The organism is Streptomyces sp. NPDC020362, assembly GCF_040642095.1.
Lineage (GTDB): Bacteria > Actinomycetota > Actinomycetes > Streptomycetales > Streptomycetaceae > Streptomyces.
Window position 1 is genome coordinate 1 of the sequence record NZ_JBFAET010000139.1, and the last position, 23785, is coordinate 23785.

The window sequence follows — 23785 nt, forward strand, 5'->3', positions numbered from 1 at the left end:
CCTGCACCTGCCTCGCTGGGGCCCCACCGCGTCCTACCGTTCCCGCCAGCTGCCACCGGGTGCCGCCGAGTCCGCGACCGTCTGGAGCCGCCAAGCAGGGGGCCGACCGAGACCGCCGGGTGCCGCCAGCTGCCACCGGGTGCCGCCGAGTCCGCGACCGCCTGGAGCCGCCAAGCAGGGGGCCGACCGAGACCGCCGGGTGCCGCCAGCTGCCACCGGGTGCCGCCGAGTCCGCGACCGTCTGAAGCCGCCGAGCAGGGGGCAGCCGAGACCCGCGGAGGGCCGGGCGCCGCCCGACAGAGTCCGGCCGAGACCCGCGGAAGGGCCGGACACCGCCCGACAGAGTCGCTGCCCGACAGAGTGCGGCCGAGACCGCGACCGTCGGCTGCTGCCGGCAAGGTGCGGCCGAGACCTGCTCGGGCGGACACCGCCGGACAGGCTGCGGCCGGGACCGCCGAGTGTCTCCGAGCCGGGTACGGCCGAGACCGCCGATTGCCTCCGAGCCGGGTGCCTCCGGGCCGGGGCTGCCCGACAGGGTGCGGCCGGGAAGGCTCACGCGCCGGTGCGGCTCGGCCACTCCCCCTCCGTCAGCCACTCCAGCACCGCACCGCCCGCCTCCGCCCCGTTCCACGTCGCCGCCCTGGCGCGCTGTCCGGGGCGCAGCACGGCGCCCGCCGCGAAGACGCCCGGACGCGAGGTGTGCGGGCTCGTGTCCAGCGTGATGCCGGCCCGGCGGGCGAGTTCGTTGTCGGGGACGAAGTCGCCGGTGAAGACGATCGTGTCGCAGGACAGGACGGCGGTGCGTCCGTCGCGGCGGCGGACGCGGACGCCGGACAGGCGGCCGTGGCCGAGGAGTTCGGTGACCGCGGTGCCGGTGAGGAGCGGGATGCGGTGGCCGAGGCGTGCCGACTGAGCACGCAGACGCGGGACCCGGGCACGGTCGTCCTCGGTGACCAGGGCGGCGACCGCCACCCCGGCCGTGCGCAGGGTGCCGGACGCCGCGTACGAGACGCTCTCCGCTCCGACCACCACCGCCCGGGTGCCGATGGGCAGCCCGAACAGGTTTACCGCCTGCTGGAGTTCGCCGGTGGTGTAGACACCGGCCGGCCGGGTGCCGGGCACCAGGCGGGCCGCGCGGGGACGTTCGCGGGAGCCGGTGGCCAGGACGACGGCCCTCGCGTCGATCGTCTCCGGGCCCTGCGGACCGACCGCCGTGAGCGTGCGCGGGCCCGCCCAGTCCAGGACCGTCATGCCGGTCCGCAGCACGGCCCCGGTGCGTGTGGCGCCCTCGGCGAGCAGCCCCGCGTACCCGGGGCCGGTCAGCGGGTGCAGCCAGGTGCCGAAGCCGCCGTGTGCGCAGTGCCGTGGCACTCCCCCGGGCTGTGCCTCCCGCTCCAGCACCTCGACCCGGCCGGCACCCGCGGCGGCCAGGCGCGCCGCGGCCGCGAGTCCGGCGGGACCGGCGCCGACGACGAGGACGTCGACCCGTCGTACGGCGGGTCCGGCCGTCATGGGCGGGCCTCCTCGAACAGCCGGCGTACCGCCGCCCCGCAGAAGAACCCCTGGCAGCGGCCGCCCCGGGCCCGGGTGCGGCGGCGCAGGCCGTCCAAGGTGTGCGGCGGGATCACGGCGGCGAGGGCGTCGCGGATCTCGCCGCGGGAGACGCGCTCGCAGTGGCAGACGAGGGTGCCGTACTCCGGGTCGGCGGCGATGAGTTCGGGTCGCTGGTAGGGGCGCGGGAAGGCCTCCGAGAGGTTGGGCATGCACACGGTGTCCGGCTCCCGGGTCGGTCCGAGGTCGAGTCCGGTGCCGGCCAGCAGGCCCACCACGTGTGCGGCGATGGCCATGGACGCGGTCAGACCGGTGGAGCGGATGCCGCCGACGGTGACGTACCCCTGCCCGGGGTGTGCGGTGATGCGGTAGTCCTCGTGCTCGGTGGCCGCGCGCAGCCCGGCGTAGACGGCGGTGACCTCCTCGTCCAGCAGGGCGGGCAGGATGCGGCGGCCCTTCTCCCGCAGCAGGGCGATGCCCTCGGCGGTGGATCCGGTGGCGCACTTGTCGTCCAGGTCCTCGGCGGTGGGGCCGAGCAGGACGTTGCCGTAGACGGTGGGGGCGACCAGGACGCCCTTGCCGAGGGCGGTCGGGACGGGGAGGAGGATGTGCCTCACGAGGCGGCGGGCGAACTTGTCGTGGACGAGGAGCTGGCCACGGCGCGGGGTGACCGTGAAGTCCTCGTGGCCGAGCTCGCGGTCCACGGTGTCGGCGTGCAGGCCTGCCGCGTTGACCAGGTGGCGGGTGTGCAGGGTGCCCCGGGTGGTGGTCAGCCGGTGGCCGTCCGCGCCTCGCCCGATGCCCTGCACCCGGGTGTTCAGGTGCAGGTCGACGCCCGCACGGACCGCCTGGGTGGCGTACGCCAGGGTCGTCGTCCAGGGGCAGATGATGCTCTCGCCGGGCACGTGGAGGGCGCCGAGTGCTCCGGGGCCGAGGTGCGGCTCACGGGCGTACAGCTCGCCGGGGCCGAGGAGCCGGGTGTCCGGGCAGTCGTTGCGCCCGGCCTTCTCCGCCAAGCGCGGCAGGGCGGCCAGCTGGTCCTCGTCCCAGGCGACGAGCAGGGCGCCGACCTCTTCGACGGGGATGCCGGACTCGGCGGCGTACGCGGCGAGCCGCCGGGAGCCCTCACGGACCAGCCGGGCCTCGAGGGAGCCCGGGGTCGCGTCGAAACCGGTGTGCAGGATCGCGGTGTTGGCCTTGGAGGTGCCCTGGCCGACGTCGTCCTGGGCCTCGATCAGGGCGACGCGCAGACGGGGGTGGCGGGCGAGTTCCCGGGCGACGGCACAGCCGACGACTCCGGCGCCCACGACCGTCACGTCGTAGGGCTGCGCGGGTACCGGCCCCTCGGCGGTGACCGTCATGAGCCCAGCAGCGCGGCAACCGCGGTACGGAAGCGCGCGAGGCGCTCGGCGGCCTGGTCGGCCGGGATACGGGGTTCGTACACGGCGGCGGGCTTCCAGTCGGGCAGGGCGTCCTCGACGCTCAGCGCGCGGTCCGCGCCGAGCCGGGCCAGGGCGGCGGCGCCCAGGGCCGTGGCGTCGGGCAGCGCGGAGACCTCGACGGGGCATTGCAGCAGGTCGGCCTGGGTCTGCATGAGGAGCGCGGAGCGGGTCAGGCCGCCGTCGACGCGCAGCGCGTCGAGCGGGGTGCCGAGGTCGGACGCGGCCGCCTGGGCCAGCTCCACCACCTGGGCCGCGAGGCCCTCGCACAGGGCCCGCACCACGTGTCCCGGTCCGGTGTCGAGGCCGAGCCCGGTCAGGGAGCCGCGTACGTCGCCGCGCCACCAGGGGGCGGCGAGCCCGGCGAGGGCGGGGACGAAGGTGACCCCGCCGCTGTCGGGCACGGAGCCGCCGACCGGGTCGAGGTCGGCGGCCGAGGAGATGACGCCGAGGTCGGTGAGCCAGCGTACGGCGGAGGCGGCGGTGTAGACCTGCCCGTCGAGGCAGTAGCCGGTGTCCTCGGCGAGCTGCCAGGCGACGCAGCTGACCAGGCCGGAGGTGCCGCGCCGGGGTGTGCCGCCGGTGTGGGCGAGCAGGAACGCGCCCGTGCCGTAGGTGCACTTGGCGCCGCCGGGCCCGGTGATGCGCTGGGCGAGCAGGGCGGCCTGCTGGTCGACCGCGAGTCCCGTGAGCGGGATGGCCGGGCCGAACGCCGTGGTGGTGCCGACCGGTTGGGCGTTGGAGACCACCTGCGGGAGCCGTTCGCCTGACAGCCCGTACGTCGTGAGCGCCCACGGCGACCACTGCGCGCGGTCGAGGTCGAGGAGCTGGGTACGGCCGGCGGTGGCCGCGTCGGTGACGAAGGCGCCGGTGAGACGGTGGACCAGCCAGGCGTCGGAGGTGGTGACGACACCCTCGGGGGTGAGGTGACGGCGGATCCAGGCCATCTTGGGTGCCGCGAAGTACGGGTCCAGGGGCAGTCCGGTCAGCCGCCGCAGCTCCTCGGCGTGCGGGGCGAGTCCGGCGCACACGGTCTCGGCGCGCCGGTCCTGCCAGACGAGCGCGTCGGTGAGCGGGCGGCCGCTGTCCGGGTCCCAGGCGAGGACGGTCTCGCCCTGGTTGGCCAGGCCCATCGCCACGACGTCCTCGCCGGCCTCGGCGAGAGCGCGCCCGCCGGCGTCCAGGACCGAGGCGTACAGCTCGGACGGGTCGACCTCGACCCGCCCGCCGGGCAGGTGGCGGGGCCGTACCGCGGCGAACCCGGTGCCGAGGACGCCGCGTTCGGGACAGACCACCAGGGCCTTGGTGCCGGAGGTGCCCTGGTCGACGGCGAGCACCGGCCCCGTCATCGCACCCTCCCGCCCACGCGTCCGACCCGTTGGAAGATCACCGCGCACAGCCTGCCGTCGGCCCGTGACCGGAGTCAAGCACCGCCGCCGGCTGTCCGCCCGTCCGCCCGCCGACTGCTCAACCACAGGTCGCCAAGGATTCAACTGTCCATGTGGACAGTTGAGTTGACAACAATGGCCGGGCCCGACCCGCACCCCTATAGTGACCGCCGATCCCCACGAGACCCCTCGGTCAAGGCCCAGAGGAGGGCTGTTGTTACCTCACCGCGCCACCCTGCCCGTCCGCTCGCGGACCGGAGCGGGCGGCTGATGGCCAGAGGAGGACCCCGTCCGTCCTACGACCCCGCCGGTCGCGACAGCGCCCTGCGCACCGCGCTGCAGGATCTGCGTACCGGCCGCTGGATGGCGATGCGCACCCTGCTCGCGGACACCTCCGGCTGGTGGCAGTGGACCCAGCGCACCCAGGTCCTCGCGGCCGCGGCGGCCGGTACCGACGTGGTGCGGGCCTGGCGCGCCGAGGAGCCGGACAGCGTGCCCGCCGCGGTGATGCACGCCCGCGTCGGCGTGGAGCGGGCTCTGCGGGCGCGGCGCGAACGACACCGCCGCACACACGAGTTGTGGATCGAGGCGTGGGACGCCGCCCAGTCCGCCGCCGAGGCTGCCCCGCAGGACCCCGTGCCCTGGGTGTGTCTGCTGGCGCTGGCCCAGCTCGATCCCGAGCAGCGCTGGGAGGAGCACCGGGCGGCGCCGCCCGAGGCCATGCTGCCGCCGGGCCCGTGGGGACTGCTGGCCGAGGCCTGCCGGCGCGACCCGCACAACCGCGAGGCCCACCACCGCATGCTCCAGTTCCTGTACGCGATCGCCTCCTCGGACCGGCTCGCCGAGGCCGCGGGCTACGCCCAGTGGGCCGCCGCGTCGGCGCCCCCCGCCTCCGCGCTGCACCTGCTGCCGTTGTACGTACGGGTCGAGCGTTACCGGCGCGGCAGCGGACACGACGTGGCGCTCGACCTGCACTGGGTCGCCGAGGACGCGGCCAGGGAGGCACAGCGGGCGCTGCACTCCTGGTTCGACCGTGCCCCCCGGACCGAGCACTCCCTGCTGGACCTCAACCACCTGGCGCACGCCCTGTGGGGTGCCCTCCGGTTCCCGGAGGCGGCCCGGGTGTTCGACGCGATCGGGCCGTACGTCACTCCCCCGCCCTGGATGTACCGAACCCCGGACCGGACCCGCGCCGTCGAGGTCTTCCTGCAGGCCAGGGACCGCTGCCGCGCCGTCGAGGACCCCGGCATCCACCCCTGACGCCCCTCTCCCTTCGTCACCCCCAGGAGGTTTCCCGCATGTCCCCCGCTCCAGATCCGTCGCACTCCCCCACCAGGCCGCTGCACGACGAGGAGCAGCGGTTGCGCGAGCTGGGCTACCGCCCGGTGCTGGCTCGTCGCATGGACGGCTTCGGCAACTTCGCGATCAGCTTCTCGGTGATCTCGGTCCTGTCCGGCTGCATGACCCTCTACGGCTTCGGCCTGGCCACCGGCGGACCCGCCGTGATGCTGTGGGGCTGGGCGGGCGTCGGCCTGTTCGTGCTGTGCGTGGGCCTCGCGCTCGCCGAGGTCACCAGCGCCTATCCGACCTCCGGCGCCCTGTACTACATGGCCGACCGGCTCGGCGGCCGGCGCTGGGGCTGGTACACGGGCTGGCTGAATCTGCTCGGTCTGCTCGGCGCGATCGCCGGCATCGACTACGGCGCCGCCCTGTTCACGGGTGCCTTCGCCAATCTCCGGTGGGGATTCGAACCGACCCCCGGCAAGACGATGCTGATCTTCTGCGCCATCCTGCTGGTGCACGCGCTGCTGAACCTGTTCGGCGTCCGTCTGGTCAGCCTGCTCAATGCGTACAGCGTGTGGTGGCACCTGGCCGGTGTCGCCGTCATCGTCGGGGCACTGGCGGTCATCCCGGACCACCACCAGTCTCCGTCCTTCGTCTTCACCAAGTTCGTCAACGACACGGGCTGGTCCAATCCGCTCTACGTGGCGGCGATCGGCCTGCTGCTCGCCCAGTACACGTTCTCCGGCTACGACGCCTCCGCCCACCTCTCCGAGGAGACCTCCAACGCCTCGGTGTCCGCGGCGCGCGGCATCGTACGGTCCATCTGGGTGTCGTGGATCGCGGGCTTCGTGCTCCTCGCCGGTCTGACCTTCGCCATCCAGGACTACACCGCCACGCGCAACACCGGCACCGGTGTGCCGCCCGCGCAGATCCTGCTCGACGGCCTCGGCACCGACGGGGCCAGCGCCCTGCTGTTCGTCGTGATCGTCGCCCAGCTGTTCTGCGGGAACGCCGAGGTGGCCGCGGCCAGTCGCATGGTGTTCGCGTTCAGCCGGGACGGCGCCCTGCCCGGCTCGCACCTGTGGCGCAAGGTCAGCAGCCGCACCCAGACCCCGGTCGCCGCGGTCTGGCTCTCGGTGATCGTGGCGGGTGTCCTCGCCCTGCCGTCCCTGTACTCGGCGACGGCGTACGGCGCGGTCACCGCCATCAACGTCATCGGCATCACGCCCGCCTACGCCATCCCCGTGCTGCTGCGGCTGCGCGCGGGCGACCGTTTCCGGCCGGGCCCCTGGCACCTGGGCCGGTGGAGCAGGCCGGTCGGCTGGATCGCGGTGATCTGGGTGACCTGCGTGACGGTGCTGTTCTGCCTGCCGCAGTCCTCGCCCGTCACCGTCGACACGATGAACTACGCGGCCGTGGCGCTCGTCGCCGTCCTGGTCCTGGCCAGCGTCTGGTGGTACGTGGCCCGCCGCGCGTACGGCACGCCCACCACCGCCGCCTACGGCGACGACCGCGACCAGACCGAACTCGCGGAGGGCATCGTCTGAACAGCTCGTCCGCGGCGCCGGTCCGGGTGCGAACTGGCGTTCCGGATACGGCAGGATGAACGTTCGCGCCGACGTCGGGTACCCGGTCGGCGGCGCGAACGCACATTCCGGACATCGAGCAGGTGACAACGTGACGAGACTTCACAGCAGGCTCTCCGCAGCAGTTTTGCACCCCGGAGGTGACCGGTGAACCGCGCGCTGACCCTGGACGACCTCGTCCTCGCCGGCATCGCCCTGGCCGCGGGCCTGCTACTGGCCTTCCTGTCCCGCATGCTGCTGCGCTGGCTCGCCAAGCACGCCAAGCGGACCAAGTGGAGCGGTGACGACGTCATCGTGGACACGCTGCGCTCCGTCGTCCCGTGGGCGGCGATCGCGGGCGGCGTGGCGTCGGCGGCCGCAGTGCTGCCGCTGACCAGGACCGTCCAGCACCACGTCAACCAGATCCTCCAGGTGTGGCTGATCTTCGTGGTGACCCTGTCCGCGGCCCGGGTGATCGCGGGCCTGGTCCGCACGGTCACCCAGAGCCGCTCGGGCGTCGCGGGTTCGGCCACCATCTTCGTCAACATCACCCGGGTGCTGGTCCTGGCGATCGGCTTCCTGGTGGTGCTGCAGACGCTCGGCATCTCCATAGCCCCGCTGCTCACCGCCCTCGGCGTCGGCGGTCTGGCGGTCGCCCTCGCCCTCCAGGACACGCTCGCCAACCTGTTCGCGGGCGTCCACATCCTCGCCTCCAAGACCGTCCAGCCGGGCGACTACATCCGGCTGAGCAGCGGTGAGGAGGGCTATGTCGTGGACATCAACTGGCGTCAGACGACCGTTCGCCAGCTGTCCAACAACCTGGTGGTCGTCCCCAACGGCCAGCTCGCCAAGACCAACATGACCAACTTCACGCGACCCGAGCAGCGGTTGACGATCCTGGTGCAGGTGGGCGTGAGCTACGACAGCGACCTGGACCACGTCGAACGCGTCACGACCGAGGTCATCGCCGAGACCATGACCGAGATCACCGGCGCCCTCCCGGAGCACGAGCCCGCCATCCGCTTCCACACCTTCGGGGACTCGCGCATCGGCTTCACCGTGATCCTCGGTGTCGGCGAGTTCAGCGACCAGTACCGGATCAAGCACGAGTTCATCAAGCGCCTGCACCGCCGCTACCGCGAGGAGGGCATCCGCATCCCGGCCCCGACCAGGACGGTGGCCCTGCAGCAGGGCGCGCTGGTGATCCCGCAGCAGCGCAGCGGCGAGGACGTGCCGTCGGGCTCGGCGATGACCGACTAGCGCGCCGTCGGCCCCCTCGCCCCACCGGTCGGCCGTCGCCGGGTCGCGGCACGATCCGCCCCGCCGGTCAGCGGTCGCCGGTGTCGCAGCACGAGCCGCGCCGCAGGCCGTGGGCGACATCGAGCCAGGTGGTGTCCCGGGGTGAGGGGTGGTCGCGGCCCCGGTGCACGGCGGTCAGATCGCTCTGCCGGTGCACGACGCCGGCGCACACCACCAAGGGGGTGTCGACGAGCGTGGCGACATCGGTGAACGGATCACCGTTCACCACGGTCAGATCGGCGATCCTGCCCTCCTGGACCGTGCCGACGTCGCCGTCCAGGCCGAACAGGCGGGCCGGCACGGACGTGGCGCAGTGCAGGGCCTCGGCCACGGTGAACCCGTGGGCGTGCAGGGCGCGCAGAGCCAGGTGCAGGGACAGCCCGACGGGGACCAGCGGAGCGTCGGTGCCCACCGCGAGCGCGGCACCCTGCTCGGTCAGCCGCCGGTAGTCCGCCATCTCCATGGCCAGGGCGGCGAGTTGGGCCGCGGTGGGCGCGGCCTGCGAGCGTGCGCGGACGGCTGCCACGTCCCACGGCGGCATGAGCCGGCTCACCCGCGGATCGTCGGCCAGCCCCGGATCCACGCCGAGGAGGGCCTGTGCGGTGAACGGGGTGATGACCAAGGAGAAGGTGCCGTCGGCGTACTGCTGGACCAGGTCCTGGTGGATGTGCCCGAGGGGGGTGGTGGCATGTCCGTGGGACAGACGCTGGGTGGCCTGCAGATGGGTCGTCAGGTCCTGGCCGGCCGCCCGGCCCGGCGAGCACAGGTGGCTGCCGCAGGGCACGCCCATCCGGTGCGCGGCCTCGGCGGCCCGCGCCATGACCTCGCCGGGGGCACGGACATAGGTCTTGACGAAGTCGACGTCCAGGGCGGCGGCCCGCTGCAGGGTCCGGGTGACGCCGGCGTGGGTGCGGTGGGCCCGGCCCATGCTGTAGGCGGTGCGGGAGCCGTCGATCAGTTCGGCGCAGGCGAGCTGACGGGGGCCCAGGCTGTGCCCGGTGGCGGCCGACTCGCGCAGCCGGACCGCCTCGTACAGCGGTCCGCCCAGGCAGACGGTGGTGGTGATGCCGTAGGCGAGCGCGGTCAGGCCCTGCCGGGCGCCGTAGGTGGCGTTGTAGGGGTGGATGTGGCTGTCGAACAGGCCGGGGACGACGGTCCGGCCGGAGACGTCGACGGTGCGGTGACCGGGGCGGCGCGTGCGGTGCGGTTCCACGGCGGTGATGCGGTCGCCGCCGATGAGGATGTCGACGTCGTGGCGGGCAGCGGCACCGGTGCCGTCCCACAGCTGCCCGGCGTGGATCCGCAGCTTCTCCCGGCGCGCGCCCGTGCTCGGGCGGGCGGACGGCCCGGCGGCCAGGGTGCGCACGCCGCCGGGTGTGGAGCCCGGGGACATCAGGCGCAGCCGACCGCAGGACAGGTACAGCAGCGTGCGTCCGTCGCCGGACCAGCTGGGGTGGTCGGCCGGCTCGTCGGTGAGCTGACGGGCGGGCCCCGTGGGCGTGCCGTCGGCGGTGACGGGCAGCAGCCACAGGACCGACTCGGCGACCAGCGCCATCCAGCGGCCGTCGGGCGACCACGCCGGTCCGGCGGCGACCCGGTCGGACAGCGACTGGTGCGCGGCGGGCAGGTGGCGCTTCTCGGTGCCGGTGCGGGTGTCGACGACGCGGACGAGGTGGTAGCCCTCGCGGAAGCGTTGGTTGAGCCGGTTGCGGTCGCAGAAGGCCACGTAGCGGCCGTCCGGTGACCAGGTCGGGGCCCCGGGCGGCCCGTCGGTGGCCAGCGGCCGGGCCAGCACCCGCTCCTGACCGCTCGCCAGATCCCGCAGCAACAGGTTTCCCACGACGTCGTGGCAGGCGAGCCGGGAGCCGTCCGGTGACAGGGCCGGGTGCAGCCGCCCGCCGCCGGCCAGCAGCCGGTCCTCGCCGTCCTCCAGGCCGAGCCGGTGCACGGCCGTCAGACCGTCGCGGTCGGTGCAGTACAGCAGGCTCCGCCCGTCGGGCGCCCAGGCGGGCATCTGGACGTAGTGGACCGGCTCGCCCTGGAGGAGTCTGCGCGGTGCGCCGTCGACCGGCTGCAGCCACAGCGCGTTCAGCGCGGCGAACGCCACCTGCCTCCCGTCCGGGGACAGGGCCGGCAGGTGGATGCCGCGCACCGGGTCCGGCGCCGGGGAGCCCAACGTCCGCGTCCTGGGCCGCCAACGGGGCCGGGGTACTGACGTCCGGGCGGTGAACGGCACGTCCGCCACGGAGGGTTCGGCCAGGGTGCGGACGCGGATGCGGCCGTCCGCGACGTACAGCAGCCGGTCCTCGTCCAGCCAGCACGGCGGGGCCGCCGCGAGGTCCTCGTCGGCCGTGACGACATGCCCGTCGACCACCAGCGCCGCGCGCGTGGGCGGCTGGGACGACGAGTCGCCCGTCCCGGACAGGTGCAGGTAGGCGACCCGCCCGCCCGGGGAGACGGACGGGCACAGCAGGCGGCCCTCCGTCACCGTGCGCAGCACCTCCGCCGGGCCGCCGGCGGCCGGCACGCGGACCAGGTGGAGGCCGCCGTCGTTTCCGCCGTCCGGCCGGTGCGCGGCCCGTACGCAGACCAGCGACCGCCCGTCCGGCCACCACACCGCGTCGAAGTCCTCGAAGTCACCGCCGGTGAGCCGGTCCAGCCGGCCGCTGTCCGCCTCCAGGGTCCACAGGCCGAAGGAGCTGCCGGTCACGGCGTCGCCACCGCGCTCCGACGAGAACGCGATCCGTGTCCCGTCCGGCGACCAGGACGCCCCGCGGTCGTCCCACGGCCCGTCGGTCAGCTGCCGCGGCTCGCCGCCGTCCGTCCGCATCGACCACAGGTGGAAGGCGCCCCCGCGGTAGCCGCAGAGGGCGAGCCGCTCACCGTTCGGCGACAGCGCCGGGCGGGTCGTCTCCAGCGACCAGTGGGTCAGCTGCCGCGCCGTTCCGCCGCCGGGCGGGACATGCCACAGGACGCCCTGCACCTCGGCGACCATCACCGCGCCGGCGCGGCAGGCGGTGACCGATCCGCCGGTCGTCTCGTGATAGGTGAGGACCTGCTCCCCGGCCCGGGCGGCTCGCCGGCCGGCCGTGGCGGCAGCGGTGGCAGCGGTGGCCGTGACGGCAGCGGCCGGCGACGCGGCTGCTGCCACTCCGGCGGCGGAGGCACCCAGAAAACCCCGACGGCTGACGAAGCCCAAGCCCATGTCCGCGCCCTTCCCTCCCACGGCGACACCCGGTCCGACCGGAGCAACGAGCGGCCGGGCGGTACGTGGCGGGCAGTACGTGGCCGGATCAGCGATCAGGCACCAGGCACCAGGCACCAGGCACCAGGCACCAGGCACCAACGATCAGGGATCAGGGATCAGGAATCATCCGGTCGAGGGCATGCGCCCTCGCGGGTTCGTCATCCGCCACCGCCGGTCAGAGCGTGGCCGAGTTCTCGTGCCAGTGGCCGCTGCGGCGGCTGTGCGGGGCCGCGAGGGACGAGGCGACCGGGTTCACCGTCCAGTCGGGGTGGCCCGGCATGCGCGGGGTCTTGGTGCCGTAGAGCCAGTCACGCAGGAAGCCGGACTGGTCCTGGCCGGTGACGTGCGAGGCGACGGCGATGTAGTCGTCCGTCGACGCCGAGGCGCCCCGGAAGCGCTCCAGGAAGGTCCGCTCGACGGCGTGGAAGGCATCCTCACCGACCAGCTGCCGGAAGGCGTACAGGACGAGCACACCGCCCAGGTAGCGCTGGCTGTCGAAGAGGTCGGTGGCATTGGGTGCGGCCACCGGGCCCGAGTCGTGGCGCCACTGGTCGCCGCGGGCGTAGGTGTCCTTCATCCGGGCCTCCATCGTGGTCAGGCCCAGCGAGTCGGCCCAGCCCCGCTCGTAGCGGTACAGCAGCCCGTAGAAGTCGGCGTGGCCCTCGTTCAGCCACAGGTCGGCCCAGGTGGCGGGGCTGACCAGGTTGCCGAAGTAGGAGTGGACCAGCTCGTGCATCATGTGCGAGCCGATCTTCTGCTCCTCCTGGAGCAGGAAGTTCGGCTTGTAGAGGGTGAGGGTCTGGGTCTCCAGGCCCGTGAAGTCGAAGGCGTTGGGGTCGTCGGAGTTGCACGGCAGCAGGCCGTACGTCTCGAACGGGAAGGCGCCCAGGCGGTCCTCCAGCCAGCTCACCAGGCCGGGCGTGAGCGAGAGGGCGGGCTCCAGGGCGGCGGCGCGGGCGGTCGGGACGACGTCGCGCAGGGCCAGGCCGTGCGGGCCCTGCCGGTCCTTGACCACGTAGTCGCCGACGGTGATCTGGACGAGTTCGGTGGCGATCGGCGAGAGCGAGCGGTACGAGTACGCCGTGCGGTCCCCGTCCACGGCCTCGACGCAGGTGAGCAGGCCGTTCGCCACGCCGCGCAGCTCGTTCGGGACGGTGATGCGGAAGCTGAAACCGGCCTTGTCCGAGGGGTGGTCGTTGCACGGGAAGACGGTGTGCGCGGAGTTGGGCTGGGGGCAGATCGCGAAGCCGTCCGGGGTGGGCACCCAGGCCGTGTGCGCCAGGGTGCGGCGCGGGTCGGCGGAGTACTCGACGCGGACCGTGACGGCGCAGTCCGCGTCCAGCGCCCGCGCCGGAGTGATCCTCAGCTTCTCGTCGGCCTGCTCGTAGGCGGCCGTGCAACCGTCGACCTCCATGGCCCGTATGTCCAGGCCGAGCGCGTCGAGCGAGAAGCGGCTCAGCGCCCGGGTGGTGCGGATTCTCAGGGTGGCGACGGCGTCCACACGCCGGGCCGTGGCGTCGTAGCAGAAGTCGAGGTGGTAGGCATGGACCCGGTAGCCGTCGTTGCCGAGGGCCGGGAAGACCGGGTCGCCGAGGGTCTCCGGGCCCGGGTCCGGGTCCGTCGTGCGTGTGCGGGTGGCCGCCAGGGCCGGAGCCGTGCCCCCCGCGGCCAGGGCCGTCGCCGTACCGATCAGGGCGGCCGCCGGGGCCGTCACTCTGGTGCGATATCTCATGGTCCGCTTTCGCTCGGGCGCCCGGCTGGTCGGGTCCGGCCGCCGGTGAGTGGGCGATCGCTTGTCATGACCACGAGCCCCGGGATTCGGTTGCACCCGTGTGGCACGTTTTCGAGCCAGGACCCCTGTCGAGCCGACCCCGCTCACGAGATATCTTGATGTCGAGCAATGTTGCAGACGTGGAGCGGAGCACCCGGTGACTGACTCGACCATCATCTACACCTACACAGACGAGGCCCCGGCCCTGGCGACGCATTCGTTCCTGCCGGTGATCCAGGCGTACGCCTCGCAGGCCGGTGTGCCGGTCACGACGCGCGACATCTCGCTGGCCGGGCGCATCATCGCCCACTTCCCGGAGTACCTGAACGAGGACCAGCGCATCCCGGACGCGCTGGCCGAGCTGGGCGAGCTGGCCAAGACCCCCGCAGCCAACATCGTCAAGCTGCCGAACATCTCGGCGTCCATCCCGCAGCTGAAGGCCGCGGTCGCCGAGCTGCAGGGCAAGGGCTACGCGCTGCCGGACTACCCGGACGACCCGAAGTCCGACGAGGAGCGCGACATCCGCGCCCGCTACGACAAGGTCAAGGGTTCCGCCGTGAACCCGGTGCTGCGTGAGGGCAACTCCGACCGCCGCGCCCCCGCCTCGGTGAAGAACTACGCCAAGACCCACCCGCACCGCATGGGCGCCTGGACCACCGAGTCCAAGACCGATGTGGCGACCATGGGGCAGAACGACTTCCGCTCCACCGAGAAGTCCGTGGTGATCTCCGACGCCGGCAAGCTGCGGATCGAGCTGGTCGGCGAGGACGGCACCACCACCGTCCTGAAGGAGTCCGTACCGGTCCTCGCGGGCGAGGTCGTCGACGCCTCGGTGATGCACGCCGCGCAGCTCAACGAGTTCCTCGCCGCGCAGGTCGCCCGCGCCAAGCAGGACGGTGTCCTGTTCTCCGTGCACCTGAAGGCGACGATGATGAAGGTCTCCGACCCGATCATCTTCGGCCATGTGGTGCGCGTCTTCTTCCCGAAGACGTTCGCGAAGTACGGCGCGACGCTCGCCGCGGCCGGCCTCTCCCCGAACGACGGTCTGGGCGGCATCCTCAAGGGCCTGGAGAACCTGCCCGAGGGCGCCGAGATCAAGGCGTCCTTCGACGCGGAGCTGGCCGAGGGCCCGGCCCTCGCCATGGTCGACTCCGACAAGGGCATCACCAACCTGCACGTCCCCTCGGACGTCATCGTCGACGCCTCCATGCCGGCGATGATCCGCACCTCCGGCCACATGTGGGGCCCGGACGGCCAGGAGGCCGACACCCTCGCCGTCATCCCGGACTCCTCCTACGCCGGCGTCTACCAGGCCGTCATCGACGACTGCCGGGCCAACGGCGCCCTGGACCCGTCCACCATGGGCTCGGTGCCGAACGTCGGCCTGATGGCGCAGAAGGCCGAGGAGTACGGCTCCCACGACAAGACCTTCGAGATCCCGGCCGCGGGCACGGTCCGCCTGGTCGACGAGGCCGGCAACGTCCTCATCGAGCAGCCGGTCGGCCAGGGCGACATCTTCCGCGCCTGCCAGACCAAGGACGCCCCGATCCGTGACTGGGTCAAGCTGGCCGTCACCCGCGCCCGCGCCACCGGCGACCCGGCCGTGTTCTGGCTGGACGAGGGCCGCGCCCACGACGCCAACCTGATCGCCAAGGTCCGCCAGTACCTGCCTGAGCACGACACCGAGGGCCTGGACATCAAGATCCTGTCCCCGGTCGAGGCCACCAAGCTGTCGGTGGAGCGCATCCGCCGCGGCGAGAACACGATCTCGGTCACCGGCAACGTCCTGCGCGACTACCTGACCGACCTGTTCCCGATCCTGGAGCTGGGCACCAGCGCCAAGATGCTGTCGGTCGTCCCGCTGATGGCGGGCGGCGGCCTGTTCGAGACGGGCGCCGGCGGCTCCGCGCCTAAGCACGTCCAGCAGCTGGTCAAGGAGAACTACCTGCGCTGGGACTCGCTCGGCGAGTTCTTCGCGCTCGTCCCCTCCTTCGAGCAGTACGCGACGGCCACCGGCAACACCCGCGCCAAGGTCCTCGCCGACACCCTCGACCGCGCCACGGCGACCTTCCTCAACGAGGACAAGTCCCCGACCCGTCGCGTCGGCGGCATCGACAACCGCGGCAGCCACTTCTACCTGTCCCTGTACTGGGCGCAGGAGCTGGCGAAGCAGACCGACGACGCCGACCTGGCCAAGGCCTTCGCCCCGTTCGCCGAGACCCTCGAGGCGAACGAGCAGAAGATCGTCGACGAGCTGATCGCCGTCCAGGGCTCCGCGGCCGACATCGGCGGCTACTACCAGGTGGAGAAGGCCAAGGCGGACGCGGTCATGCGCCCGTCGGCCACCTGGAACGAGGCCCTCGCGTCCCTGAGCTGACGCGGATGCCTGCGGCACGTGAGCCGCAGCCGTGAGTAGGACTGCGCCCCGGCCGGTACGCCCGGACGGGGCGCAGTCATGTCCCGTCGGATGCGAGCGGGAGGTGACAGAGCCCGCGAGGAGCTGCCGACACACGGCATGCAGTGATGCTCCGTCAACTGATTGATTCGGCCGGACGGTTGAGCGCAGCCGGGGCGACGGCCGCCCGTCCTCGCCCGGACCGGGCATCGTCGGCCGGCATGCTCCTGCCCGTCCTCGCCCGGTGCCGGTGTGACACCTTGATCCTGCGCAACGCCACCGACTACGCCCCCGGAGCAGCCCGTGACCGAGCCCGGCCCCACGTTCGAACTTCTGCCCGGCGCCGCCGAGTCGCCCGTCCTGCTGCACGTGCCGCACAGCGCGCGGGCGATACCGCAGGACGTGCGCGAGGGGATCCTCCTCGACGACGCGGCGCTGCAGGGGGAACTGGACCACATCACCGACGCGCACACCGACCGGATCGCCGAGCGGGCCGCGGAGCTGGCCGGGATCACCCCCTGGCGGTTCGTCAACCGCCAGTCGCGGCTGGTCGTCGACCCGGAGCGGTTTCCGGACGAGCGGGAGGAGATGCTCGCCGTGGGGATGGGGGCCGTGTACACCCGCACCACCCACCGGGCCGAGCTGCGCCCCGCGGACACGGATCCCGGGCCGCTGGTCGAGCGGTACTTCCGGCCGTACGCGCGGGCAATGACCGAGGCGGTGGCCGGGCGGCTCGCGGCGACCGGGCGGGCCGTCGTGATCGATGTGCACTCCCATCCGGCCGAGCCGCTGCCGTACGAGCTGCACGGGGCGGGGCCGCGCCCGGCCGTGTGCCTCGGCACGGACGCCTTCCACACGCCGCCGGAGCTGACCGGGGCGGCGCGGAAGGCACTGGCGGGGTGCGGGGAGACGGGGCTGGACAGCCCGTTCAAAGGCACCTACGTACCTCTGGAGTACTACGGGCGGGAGCGGCGGGTCAGCGCCCTGATGATGGAGATCCGCCGGGACACGTACATGACCGAGCCGGGTGGGCCCGCCGGGCCGGGCCTGGAGCGGCTCGCCGCCGCCCTGGCCGCGCTCGTGGACGCCGTCTAGCCCCGCCGGACAGGACGGCCTCATGGCCCGGCCCGCCCTGGTCGACGCCGCACAGGCCCGCCCGAACGGGACAGGACCGTCGCACCCCGAGCCGCGCTCGGACGCCGTACGGGTCCCGTCGGCCGGAGCCGCCCGCCGTCCCCCGGCCGCGCGACCGCACTGCGGCGGGCCTCCGGCTGGAGCACTCCCGCAGGACAGCGGGCGGGGCGCGTACCAGGGTTGAGGTCATGACAGGCATCACCGAAGAGCCCGGCCCGGTCACCGGCCAGGAGCCGCCGCCCGTGCGGGACTGGCCCGCGCTCGACCTGGACGGGACGGACTTCGACCCGGTCCTCGCCGACCTGATGCGCGAGGGCCCGCTGACCCGGATCCGGCTGCCGTTCGGCGAGGGGTGGGCCTGGCTGGCCACGCGGTACGAGGACGTCAGGCTGGTCACCAACGATCCGCGGTTCAGCCGGGCCGAGGTCGCCCGGGGCCGGGTGACCCGGCTCGCCCCGAACTTCGCGCCCCGCCCGGGCTCGCTGGCCTGGGCCGACCAGCCCGACCACAACCGGCTGCGCAGGCCGGTCGCCGGTGCCTTCACGGTCGCCGCGATGAAGCGGCTGCGGCCCCGCGCCCAGGAGATCCTGGACGAGCTGGTGGACGGGGTCGTACGCGACGGGCCGCCCGCGGATCTGGTCGCGCGGGTGCTGGAGCCCTTCCCGATCACGATCGTCAGCGAGGTGATGGGGGTGCCGCCCGCCGACCGCGAACGGGTGCACGCCTGGACCCGGCAGATCATCTCCACCTCCGGCGGCGACGAGGCCGCCGAGCGGGCCAAGCAGGGCCTGTACGGCTGGATCGGCGAGACGGTCCGGGGCCGGGCGAAAGGCCCCGGCGAGGACGTGTACGCACTGCTCGGAAACGCCGTCGCGCGCGGTGAGATCGCGCCGGAGGAGGCCGTCGGGCTGGCCGGTCCGCTGCAGATCGGCGGCGAGGCCGTCACCCACCACGGCGGACAGATGCTGTTCCTGTTGCTGACCCGGCCGGAGCTGATGGACCGGATGCGCGCCCGTCCGGACGCCCGCGGCCCGGTCCTGGACGAGTTGCTGCGGCACATCCCGCACCGCAGCACGGTGGGGCTCGCCCGGATCGCGCTGGAGGACGTCGAGCTGGCCGGGCATCAGATCCGCGCGGGCGAGCCGGTGTACGTCTCCTACCTCGCCGCCAACCGCGATCCGGACGTCTTCCCCGACCCGGACGGCATCCACCCCGACCGCGACCCCAATCCGCACCTGGCCTTCGGCAACGGCCCGCACTACTGCACCGGTGCCGTCCTCGCCCGGCTGCAGACCGAACTGCTCATCGACACGCTGCTGGACCGGCTGCCCGCGTTGCGCCTTGCGGTGCCGGCCGACCAGGTGCGGTGGCGGCACAAGACGATGATCCGCGGGCCGCGGACCCTGCCCGTCACCTGGTGAGCAAGGGCACGCCCACCGGGTGGGCCGATGTACGCCCGCCGGTGAGCGGATTCATGCCCGCAGCCACTCCGTGACGATCACCTCCCCGCCGGCCCGCAGCCGCAGCGCGAACGGTCCGGTGGGCGGTGCCTCGCTGGTGAAGCGGCCCAGGGTGTCGACGCTGACCGCGCGGGCCGTCTGCGGGCCGCCCAGCACCTCGATGCGTGCCGACTGCGGCGGCAGCACCTGGCCGATCAGCCCCTCGCCGGTGACCTCGACGTCGACGGTCAGCCCGCCCGCGCGGAAGGTCAGCATCCGGGGGGCGTCCGGCACTCCCCTGACCGGCAGCGCGTCCACGAGCGAGTCGAAGGTCAGCTCGGCGATCCGGGCGTCCAGGTCGTGCAACGCGTAGGCCTCCAGCGCGAGTTGACGCAGTTCGACGGGGACGGGATCCAGGACGCCGGCCGCCTGCCGCAGCTCCTCCTCCAGCAGATCGCCGTCGACCCCGGACGCGTCGAAGTCCGCGTCGGGAATGCCGTTGCCGTCCATGCCGCTCATGCCGCCCCCCGTGCGTCCATCCGGGCCCGTAACCGGCGCAGACAGCGCTGGCGCAGCGGCCCGATGCTGCCGACCGCGATGCCGAGCGCGGCCGACACCTCCAGATAGCTGGGCGGTGGCGAGGCCATCAGCACCCGCAGCAGCTTTCGGCACCGGTCGCCGAGTGCCTCGAACTCCTGCCAGAGCCGGCGGATGCGCTCGGCCTCCACCGCCGCCTCCTCGGAGTCGATCAGCGTCTGCTCCGGCGTCCGGTCCTCACTGGCCCGGTCCAGTACCTCCGGGTCGTCGGTCAGCGTGAGCCGCGTCAGCCCTTTGAGCACCTTCAGGCACTCGTGACGGGCCGTACTGGCCAGCCATGCGCCCGCCTTGTCGGGTTCCCTGAGGCGGCCCAGGTGCTGGGCGAAGCGGAACCACACGGTCTGGTAGACCTCGTGCGCGTCGGCGTCGGAGAGCCGGTGTGCGCGCACGACCGACCACACCAGCGGACTCAGCCCTTCCACCAGCGCTTTCCAGGCCGCGGCGTCGCCGTCGACGGCGGACCGGACCAGCGCGCCGACCTCTGTACGGTCCACGGCTCCACCCCTCGTGTACGGCACGTCATCGTACGCCGTGGAGCAGAGGATTCCGGCCCTCATGCGGGCAGTTCCGGGATCATGACCGGAACCGGTCGCCAGGTGGACGGGCGCAGCGCCGGGACGTGCGCCCCGCGCACCTCGGCGGAGTCCGTGGTGGAGGCGAGCAGTTGTGCGCGGGCGGCGCGCGGGTCGCGTTCCTTGTGGGCCGTCATGTGGGCGGCGACCAGCCCGGCGACGACGGGGGTGGCGAAGGAGGTGCCGCTCCACTGCACCAGGCCGTCGAACATCACCTGGTCCGGCTTGGCCCCGGTGCTCTCCCCGGCCTCGCTCAACACGCCCGTGTGGCGCGGGTACTGGCAGGTGCAGGCGTATCCGAAGCCGTACCGGCAGGCGTCGTAGGTGGAGTGCTGGTAGACGTACGGCACGGGTGTGCCGAAGCCGGTGAGGGCGCCGGTGAGGCGTTCACCGGGGGCGTAGACGCGCACCCAGGGGCCGTGGTTGCTGAAGCAGGCGCCCGACGCGCCGTCCCCGCGCAGCGCGCCGACCGACAGCACGCTGTCCTCGTACTCGGGCAGGGTGGCGTAGGCGGCCGGCCAGAACGGGGCGTCACTGCCGTTGTTGCCCGCGGCGGCCACCAGCAGGGTGCCCTGTTCGCGCAGTTCCTCCATGAAGGCGTCGAGGCCGATGAGACCGTCGGCGGAGCCGTTGGAGGTGCCCGCGGAGAGGCTGAGGATGTCCGGCCAGCCGCCCGCGTCGACGGCCTCGAAGAGCCTGGCGCCGAACTCGGACTCCAGCACGGCGCCCGCGTCGCTGAGTGTGCCGCGCACCGTGATGTCGGTGTTGGGCGCGACGGCGGCGAGGATCCCGGCGATGAACGTGCCGTGGCCGACGTACTGCCGCAGCACTCCGCCCGCGCCGGTCTCGTTCACCTGGGCGTCGCCGGTGGTGTGGGCGAGGAACGGGTAGGACGCGTGGTCGTGCACGAGACCGGTGTCGATGACGAGGACGCCGACGGCGGTGTCCGGGTCGTACGTCTCCTCGGCCGCCGCCGGGTTGGGCGGCTCGCTGCGCGGCACGGGCACCGGCTCGTCGCCCGGGCAGGCGTTGACCGCGATGTGGACGACGTGGTTGCGGCTGACCAGCCGGCGGCGCCGGCGTCCCTCGGCCTCGGCGAGGGCGCGCAGGGCGTGCGGCACGACGTCCTCGCCCTGGGAGGGGTCGCCGACCCGGATCCGGGTGACGCCGGTGCGGTTGGTGTCCGGGCCCGTCCGGCCCACGTGGTCGGGGACGAGTCCGCGGGTGTCGGTGAAGTGGGTGCGCACGGTGTCCTCGACCAGGCGGGCCTCCTCACCGTCGCGGGCGAGGACGACACCCTTCTCGTAGAGGAACCCCTCAGAGTCGTCCGGTCCCATGGCCAGCGGGACGTCGGGCATCGCGCCCTGGATGTGATGGAACTGTTCGTGGAATCGCCGAGGTGCCATGGTGTGTCCTCCCCCTGATGCGGTGTTCGTCAGTCAGAGTCGCCCGACGACCGATTGATACAGCGCGCGGGTTCGCCCGGTACAGCCCGAGGAGACGGCGGAGAACCCGTGTGACGGATTTACGCAGGCCACTACCATGCGAGGAGTGACAGCGGGACGCGAGTCGGTTCTCGAATTGCTGCCAATGGTCTTCGCCGACCCGGGCGAGGCCCGGGCACGCGCGGAGCAGGTACTGCACAGCCGTCCGTCGCCGCTGCACGCCAGCGTCGCCCATCAGGTACTCGGCATCTGGCAGCGGGACTTCGGCGACCTGAGGATCGCCCTCAGCCATCTGCGCCGGGCCCGGGACCTGGCCGCGCGGGCCGATTCGGCCGAGCGCGAGGCGGACGTGCTCGCGACGCTGGGGGTCGCACTGGTGCACGCGGGGCGCACACGCCAGGGGCTCGCCGCGTTCGAGCGGGGGGTCGCGCGGGGCAGCGGACACACCAGGGCACGGGTGCTGTACCGGCGGGCCTATGTGTGGTGGGTGCTGGGGCGGCACCGGGAGGCGCTGGAGGACGTACGGCGGGCGCTTCCGGTGCTGCGGCAGGCCGGCGACGGCATCTGGACCGCGCGGGCGCTGACGCTGCGGGCCACGGTGCATCTGGCGGTGGGCGCGGTGGACCGGGCGGACGCGGACTTCACGGCGGCGGAACGACTGTGGGAGACCACCGGCCAGGAACACGACAAGGCGGACGCGGTGGAGAGCCGGGGCCTTGCCGCGTTCCGCTCGGGTGACATCCCGGCGGCGCTGCGGCTGCTCGACGAGGCCGAGGAGCGCTACGCCAAGCTGGGCACGCCCACGTTCATGCTGTCCGTGCGGCGCTGCGAAGTGCTGATGGTGGCGGGGCTCGCCCCGGAGGCGCTCGCGGAGGCGGACGCGGCGATCGCGCAGCTGGACCGGATGGGCGGGCAGTCCACCCGCAAGGCCGAACTGCTGCTGGCCGCCGCGCGGGCCGCCCGCTCTACCGGGGACCCGGGCACCGCCATCGCCCGCGCCGCCGTCGCCGTACGGCTGTTCGCGGGTCAGCGGCGGTCCTGGTGGGAGACGCATGCCCGGCTGGTGCTCACAGAGGCGCGGGTGGCGGCGGGGCGCAGGTCGGGGCGGCTGGTCGCGGAGGCGGCGGCGGTCGCCGAGCGGCTGGCCTCCTTCGGCTCGCCCGCCGCGGCGGAGGCTTCGCTGCTGGCGGGCCGGATCGCGCTCGCCCTGGGCCGGACGGAAGAGGCGGAGCGGCACCTGGCGGTGGCCGCGCGCAGCCGGCACGGCGGTCCCCCGCCGGCCCGCATGACGGGCTGGGCCGCGCAGGCGCTGCGGGCCCGTGCGGCCGGTTCCGGGCCGGGCGTGCTGAAGGCCTGCCGACGGGGCCTGGACGTGCTCGACGACCACCGGATGACGCTCGGCGCCTCCGTGTTGCGGGCCCGCGCCACCGCGCACGGCGCCGAACTGGCCGCGCTCGCGCAGGAGGCGAGCCTGGCCCACGGCGGCCCGCGACGGCTGCTGGAGTGGAGCGAGCGCTGGCGGGCGACCGTGTTGTCCGCGCCGCCCACCCGGCCGCCGGCCGATCCGGCGCTGGTCGGCAGCCTCACCGCCTACCGGGAGATCGCGGCCCGGGCCGCGGAGGCGCGCCGGGAGGGCCGTCCGGTCCCGGCTCTGGAGCGCGAACAGCGGCGGCTGGAGCGGGACATCCGCTCCCGCACCCACCATCTGCGGGGCGACACCCCGGGCTACGGCGACCGCTTCGACGCCGGCCGCCTGCTGGAGCGGCTGGGCGAGGCGCGGCTGGCCGAACTGGCCGTCGTGGACGGCCAGGTGCACATCCTGCTGTGCGGGCAGGGCCGGGTACGGCGGTTCGCGGGGGGCACGCTCGCGGAGGCGGTGGCCGAGGCGGAGCATGTGCAGGCCGGGCTGCGGCGGCTCGCCCATCCGGGAGGCGAGGCGCGGCTGCCGCTGGTGGAGGCGGCGGGCCGGCGCCTGCAGGAGCTGCTGCTGGGCGATGCCGTCGGCCACCTGGGGTCCGGGCCGGTGGTGATCGTGCCGCCGGGCGCGCTGCACCGGGTGCCGTGGGCGCTGCTGCCGGCGCTGCGGGAGCGAGTGCTCAGCGTGTCGCCGTCGGCGGGCAGCTGGCTGCGGGCCCGGGAGACCGAGCCGCCGCCCGGTGGCCGGCCCGTCCTGGTGCGCGGCCCGGGCCTGGCCACGGGCGGCGCGGAGGTGCCAGAACTGGCCGACCGCTACGGCACGGCGACCGTCCTGGAGGGTGAGGCGGCCGAGGTGCCCCGCGTGCTGGAGGAGCTCGACGGCGCGGCTCTCGCGCACCTGGCCGCGCACGGCACGTTCCGTGCGGACAGCCCGCTGTTCTCGGCGCTCCGGATGGCCGACGGCCCGCTCATCGTGCACGACTTCGAGCGCCTCGCCAGCAGCCCGTACCGGATCATCCTCTCCAGCTGCGACACCGCCCGTCTCGCCTCGGTCGGCGCCGACGAACTCCTCGGCCTGGTCACCGCGTTGCTGCCGCTGGGCACGGCCGGGGTGGTCGCGAGCAGCGCGCCCGTCAACGACGCCGCGGTGGTCCCCCTGATGCTCGCCCTGCACAAGGGCCTCGACGCGGGCCTCTCGCTGGCCGTGGCCCTGGGCGACGCCCGCACCGCCCAGCCCGGCGAC

14 protein-coding genes and 1 pseudogene are annotated in these 23785 nt (G+C 73.7%); 7 read left to right on the top strand and 8 right to left on the bottom strand.

The window, feature by feature from the left end:
* Positions 1-588: 588 nt before the first annotated feature.
* The 3 genes and pseudogenes from AB0H32_RS33950 to AB0H32_RS33960 form a co-directional block, all read right to left on the bottom strand.
* Positions 589-1512, bottom strand: a pseudogene (locus tag AB0H32_RS33950) (FAD-dependent oxidoreductase); the annotation flags it as partial.
* Complete coding sequence (locus AB0H32_RS33955) at positions 1509-2912, bottom strand: FAD-dependent oxidoreductase (RefSeq protein ID WP_361128766.1); 1404 nt, start codon at positions 2910-2912, stop codon at positions 1509-1511. The gene AB0H32_RS33955 and the pseudogene AB0H32_RS33950, both read right to left, overlap by 4 nt.
* The gene (locus tag AB0H32_RS33960; protein ID WP_361128769.1) at positions 2909-4339 is read right to left on the bottom strand and encodes an FGGY family carbohydrate kinase; all 1431 of its coding nucleotides are present in this window, start codon (positions 4337-4339) and stop codon (positions 2909-2911) included. Before AB0H32_RS33960 ends, AB0H32_RS33955 begins: the two co-directional genes overlap by 4 nt.
* 309 nt (positions 4340-4648) lie before the next feature.
* On the opposite strand from AB0H32_RS33960, the gene AB0H32_RS33965 reads away from it, so the two are divergent.
* From AB0H32_RS33965 to AB0H32_RS33975, 3 genes are all read left to right on the top strand, one after another.
* Positions 4649-5638: a hypothetical protein gene (locus AB0H32_RS33965; RefSeq protein WP_361128772.1), complete on the top strand. Its 990-nt coding sequence runs from the start codon at positions 4649-4651 to the stop codon at positions 5636-5638.
* 38 nt (positions 5639-5676) lie between these two features.
* Positions 5677-7209, top strand: coding sequence for an amino acid permease (locus tag AB0H32_RS33970; protein WP_361128775.1), 1533 nt, complete (start codon positions 5677-5679; stop codon positions 7207-7209).
* Between the two features lie 186 nt (positions 7210-7395).
* The gene (locus AB0H32_RS33975; protein ID WP_361128778.1) at positions 7396-8487 is read left to right on the top strand and encodes a mechanosensitive ion channel family protein; all 1092 of its coding nucleotides are present in this window, start codon (positions 7396-7398) and stop codon (positions 8485-8487) included.
* Positions 8488-8554: 67 nt separating this feature from the next.
* Here AB0H32_RS33975 and AB0H32_RS33980 read toward each other — a convergent pair whose 3' ends face one another.
* Positions 8555-11731, bottom strand: coding sequence for an amidohydrolase family protein (locus AB0H32_RS33980; RefSeq protein WP_361128781.1), 3177 nt, complete (start codon positions 11729-11731; stop codon positions 8555-8557).
* A gap of 217 nt (positions 11732-11948) precedes the next feature.
* The gene (locus AB0H32_RS33985) at positions 11949-13505 is read right to left on the bottom strand and encodes a M1 family metallopeptidase (protein ID WP_361128783.1); all 1557 of its coding nucleotides are present in this window, start codon (positions 13503-13505) and stop codon (positions 11949-11951) included.
* A gap of 196 nt (positions 13506-13701) precedes the next feature.
* Between AB0H32_RS33985 and AB0H32_RS33990 the strand changes: the two genes are divergently transcribed.
* The 3 genes from AB0H32_RS33990 (at position 13702) to AB0H32_RS34000 (ending at position 18494) form a co-directional block, all read left to right on the top strand.
* Positions 13702-15921, top strand: coding sequence for an NADP-dependent isocitrate dehydrogenase (locus AB0H32_RS33990; protein WP_361128786.1), 2220 nt, complete (start codon positions 13702-13704; stop codon positions 15919-15921).
* A gap of 321 nt (positions 15922-16242) precedes the next feature.
* On the top strand, positions 16243-17034 hold the full coding sequence (locus AB0H32_RS33995) for an N-formylglutamate amidohydrolase (RefSeq protein ID WP_361128789.1): 792 nt from the start codon (positions 16243-16245) through the stop codon (positions 17032-17034).
* Between the two features lie 236 nt (positions 17035-17270).
* Positions 17271-18494, top strand: coding sequence for a cytochrome P450 (locus tag AB0H32_RS34000; protein WP_361128801.1), 1224 nt, complete (start codon positions 17271-17273; stop codon positions 18492-18494).
* A gap of 51 nt (positions 18495-18545) precedes the next feature.
* Here AB0H32_RS34000 and AB0H32_RS34005 read toward each other — a convergent pair whose 3' ends face one another.
* Genes AB0H32_RS34005 through AB0H32_RS34015 form a run of 3 tightly spaced genes read right to left on the bottom strand, consistent with a single transcriptional unit; the run spans position 18546 to position 21087 of the window.
* Positions 18546-19022: a hypothetical protein gene (locus AB0H32_RS34005; RefSeq protein WP_361128804.1), complete on the bottom strand. Its 477-nt coding sequence runs from the start codon at positions 19020-19022 to the stop codon at positions 18546-18548.
* A gap of 5 nt (positions 19023-19027) precedes the next feature.
* Positions 19028-19603, bottom strand: a complete 576-nt coding sequence (locus AB0H32_RS34010) for a sigma-70 family RNA polymerase sigma factor (RefSeq protein ID WP_361128792.1) — start codon at positions 19601-19603, stop codon at positions 19028-19030.
* 59 nt (positions 19604-19662) lie between these two features.
* Positions 19663-21087 (bottom strand): S8/S53 family peptidase, encoded by a 1425-nt coding sequence (locus AB0H32_RS34015; protein WP_361128795.1) that lies wholly within the window; start codon positions 21085-21087, stop codon positions 19663-19665.
* 136 nt (positions 21088-21223) lie between these two features.
* On the opposite strand from AB0H32_RS34015, the gene AB0H32_RS34020 reads away from it, so the two are divergent.
* On the top strand, positions 21224-23785 hold a 2562-nt coding region (locus AB0H32_RS34020; RefSeq protein ID WP_361128798.1), incomplete at its 3' end, for a CHAT domain-containing protein.

Excerpts from the sequence above, each read along its gene's own strand:
- AB0H32_RS33980 (WP_361128781.1), bottom strand. The coding sequence starts at position 11,731 with ATGGGCTTGGGCTTCGTCAGCCGTCGGGGTTTTCTGGGTGCCTCCGCC.
- AB0H32_RS33965 (WP_361128772.1), top strand. The coding sequence starts at position 4,649 with ATGGCCAGAGGAGGACCCCGTCCGTCCTACGACCCCGCCGGTCGCGAC.
- AB0H32_RS34005 (WP_361128804.1), bottom strand. The coding sequence starts at position 19,022 with ATGGACGGCAACGGCATTCCCGACGCGGACTTCGACGCGTCCGGGGTC.
- AB0H32_RS33955 (WP_361128766.1), bottom strand. The coding sequence starts at position 2,912 with ATGACGGTCACCGCCGAGGGGCCGGTACCCGCGCAGCCCTACGACGTG.
- AB0H32_RS33960 (WP_361128769.1), bottom strand. The coding sequence starts at position 4,339 with ATGACGGGGCCGGTGCTCGCCGTCGACCAGGGCACCTCCGGCACCAAG.
- AB0H32_RS33985 (WP_361128783.1), bottom strand. The coding sequence starts at position 13,505 with ATGAGATATCGCACCAGAGTGACGGCCCCGGCGGCCGCCCTGATCGGT.
- AB0H32_RS34015 (WP_361128795.1), bottom strand. The coding sequence starts at position 21,087 with ATGGCACCTCGGCGATTCCACGAACAGTTCCATCACATCCAGGGCGCG.
- AB0H32_RS33970 (WP_361128775.1), top strand. The coding sequence starts at position 5,677 with ATGTCCCCCGCTCCAGATCCGTCGCACTCCCCCACCAGGCCGCTGCAC.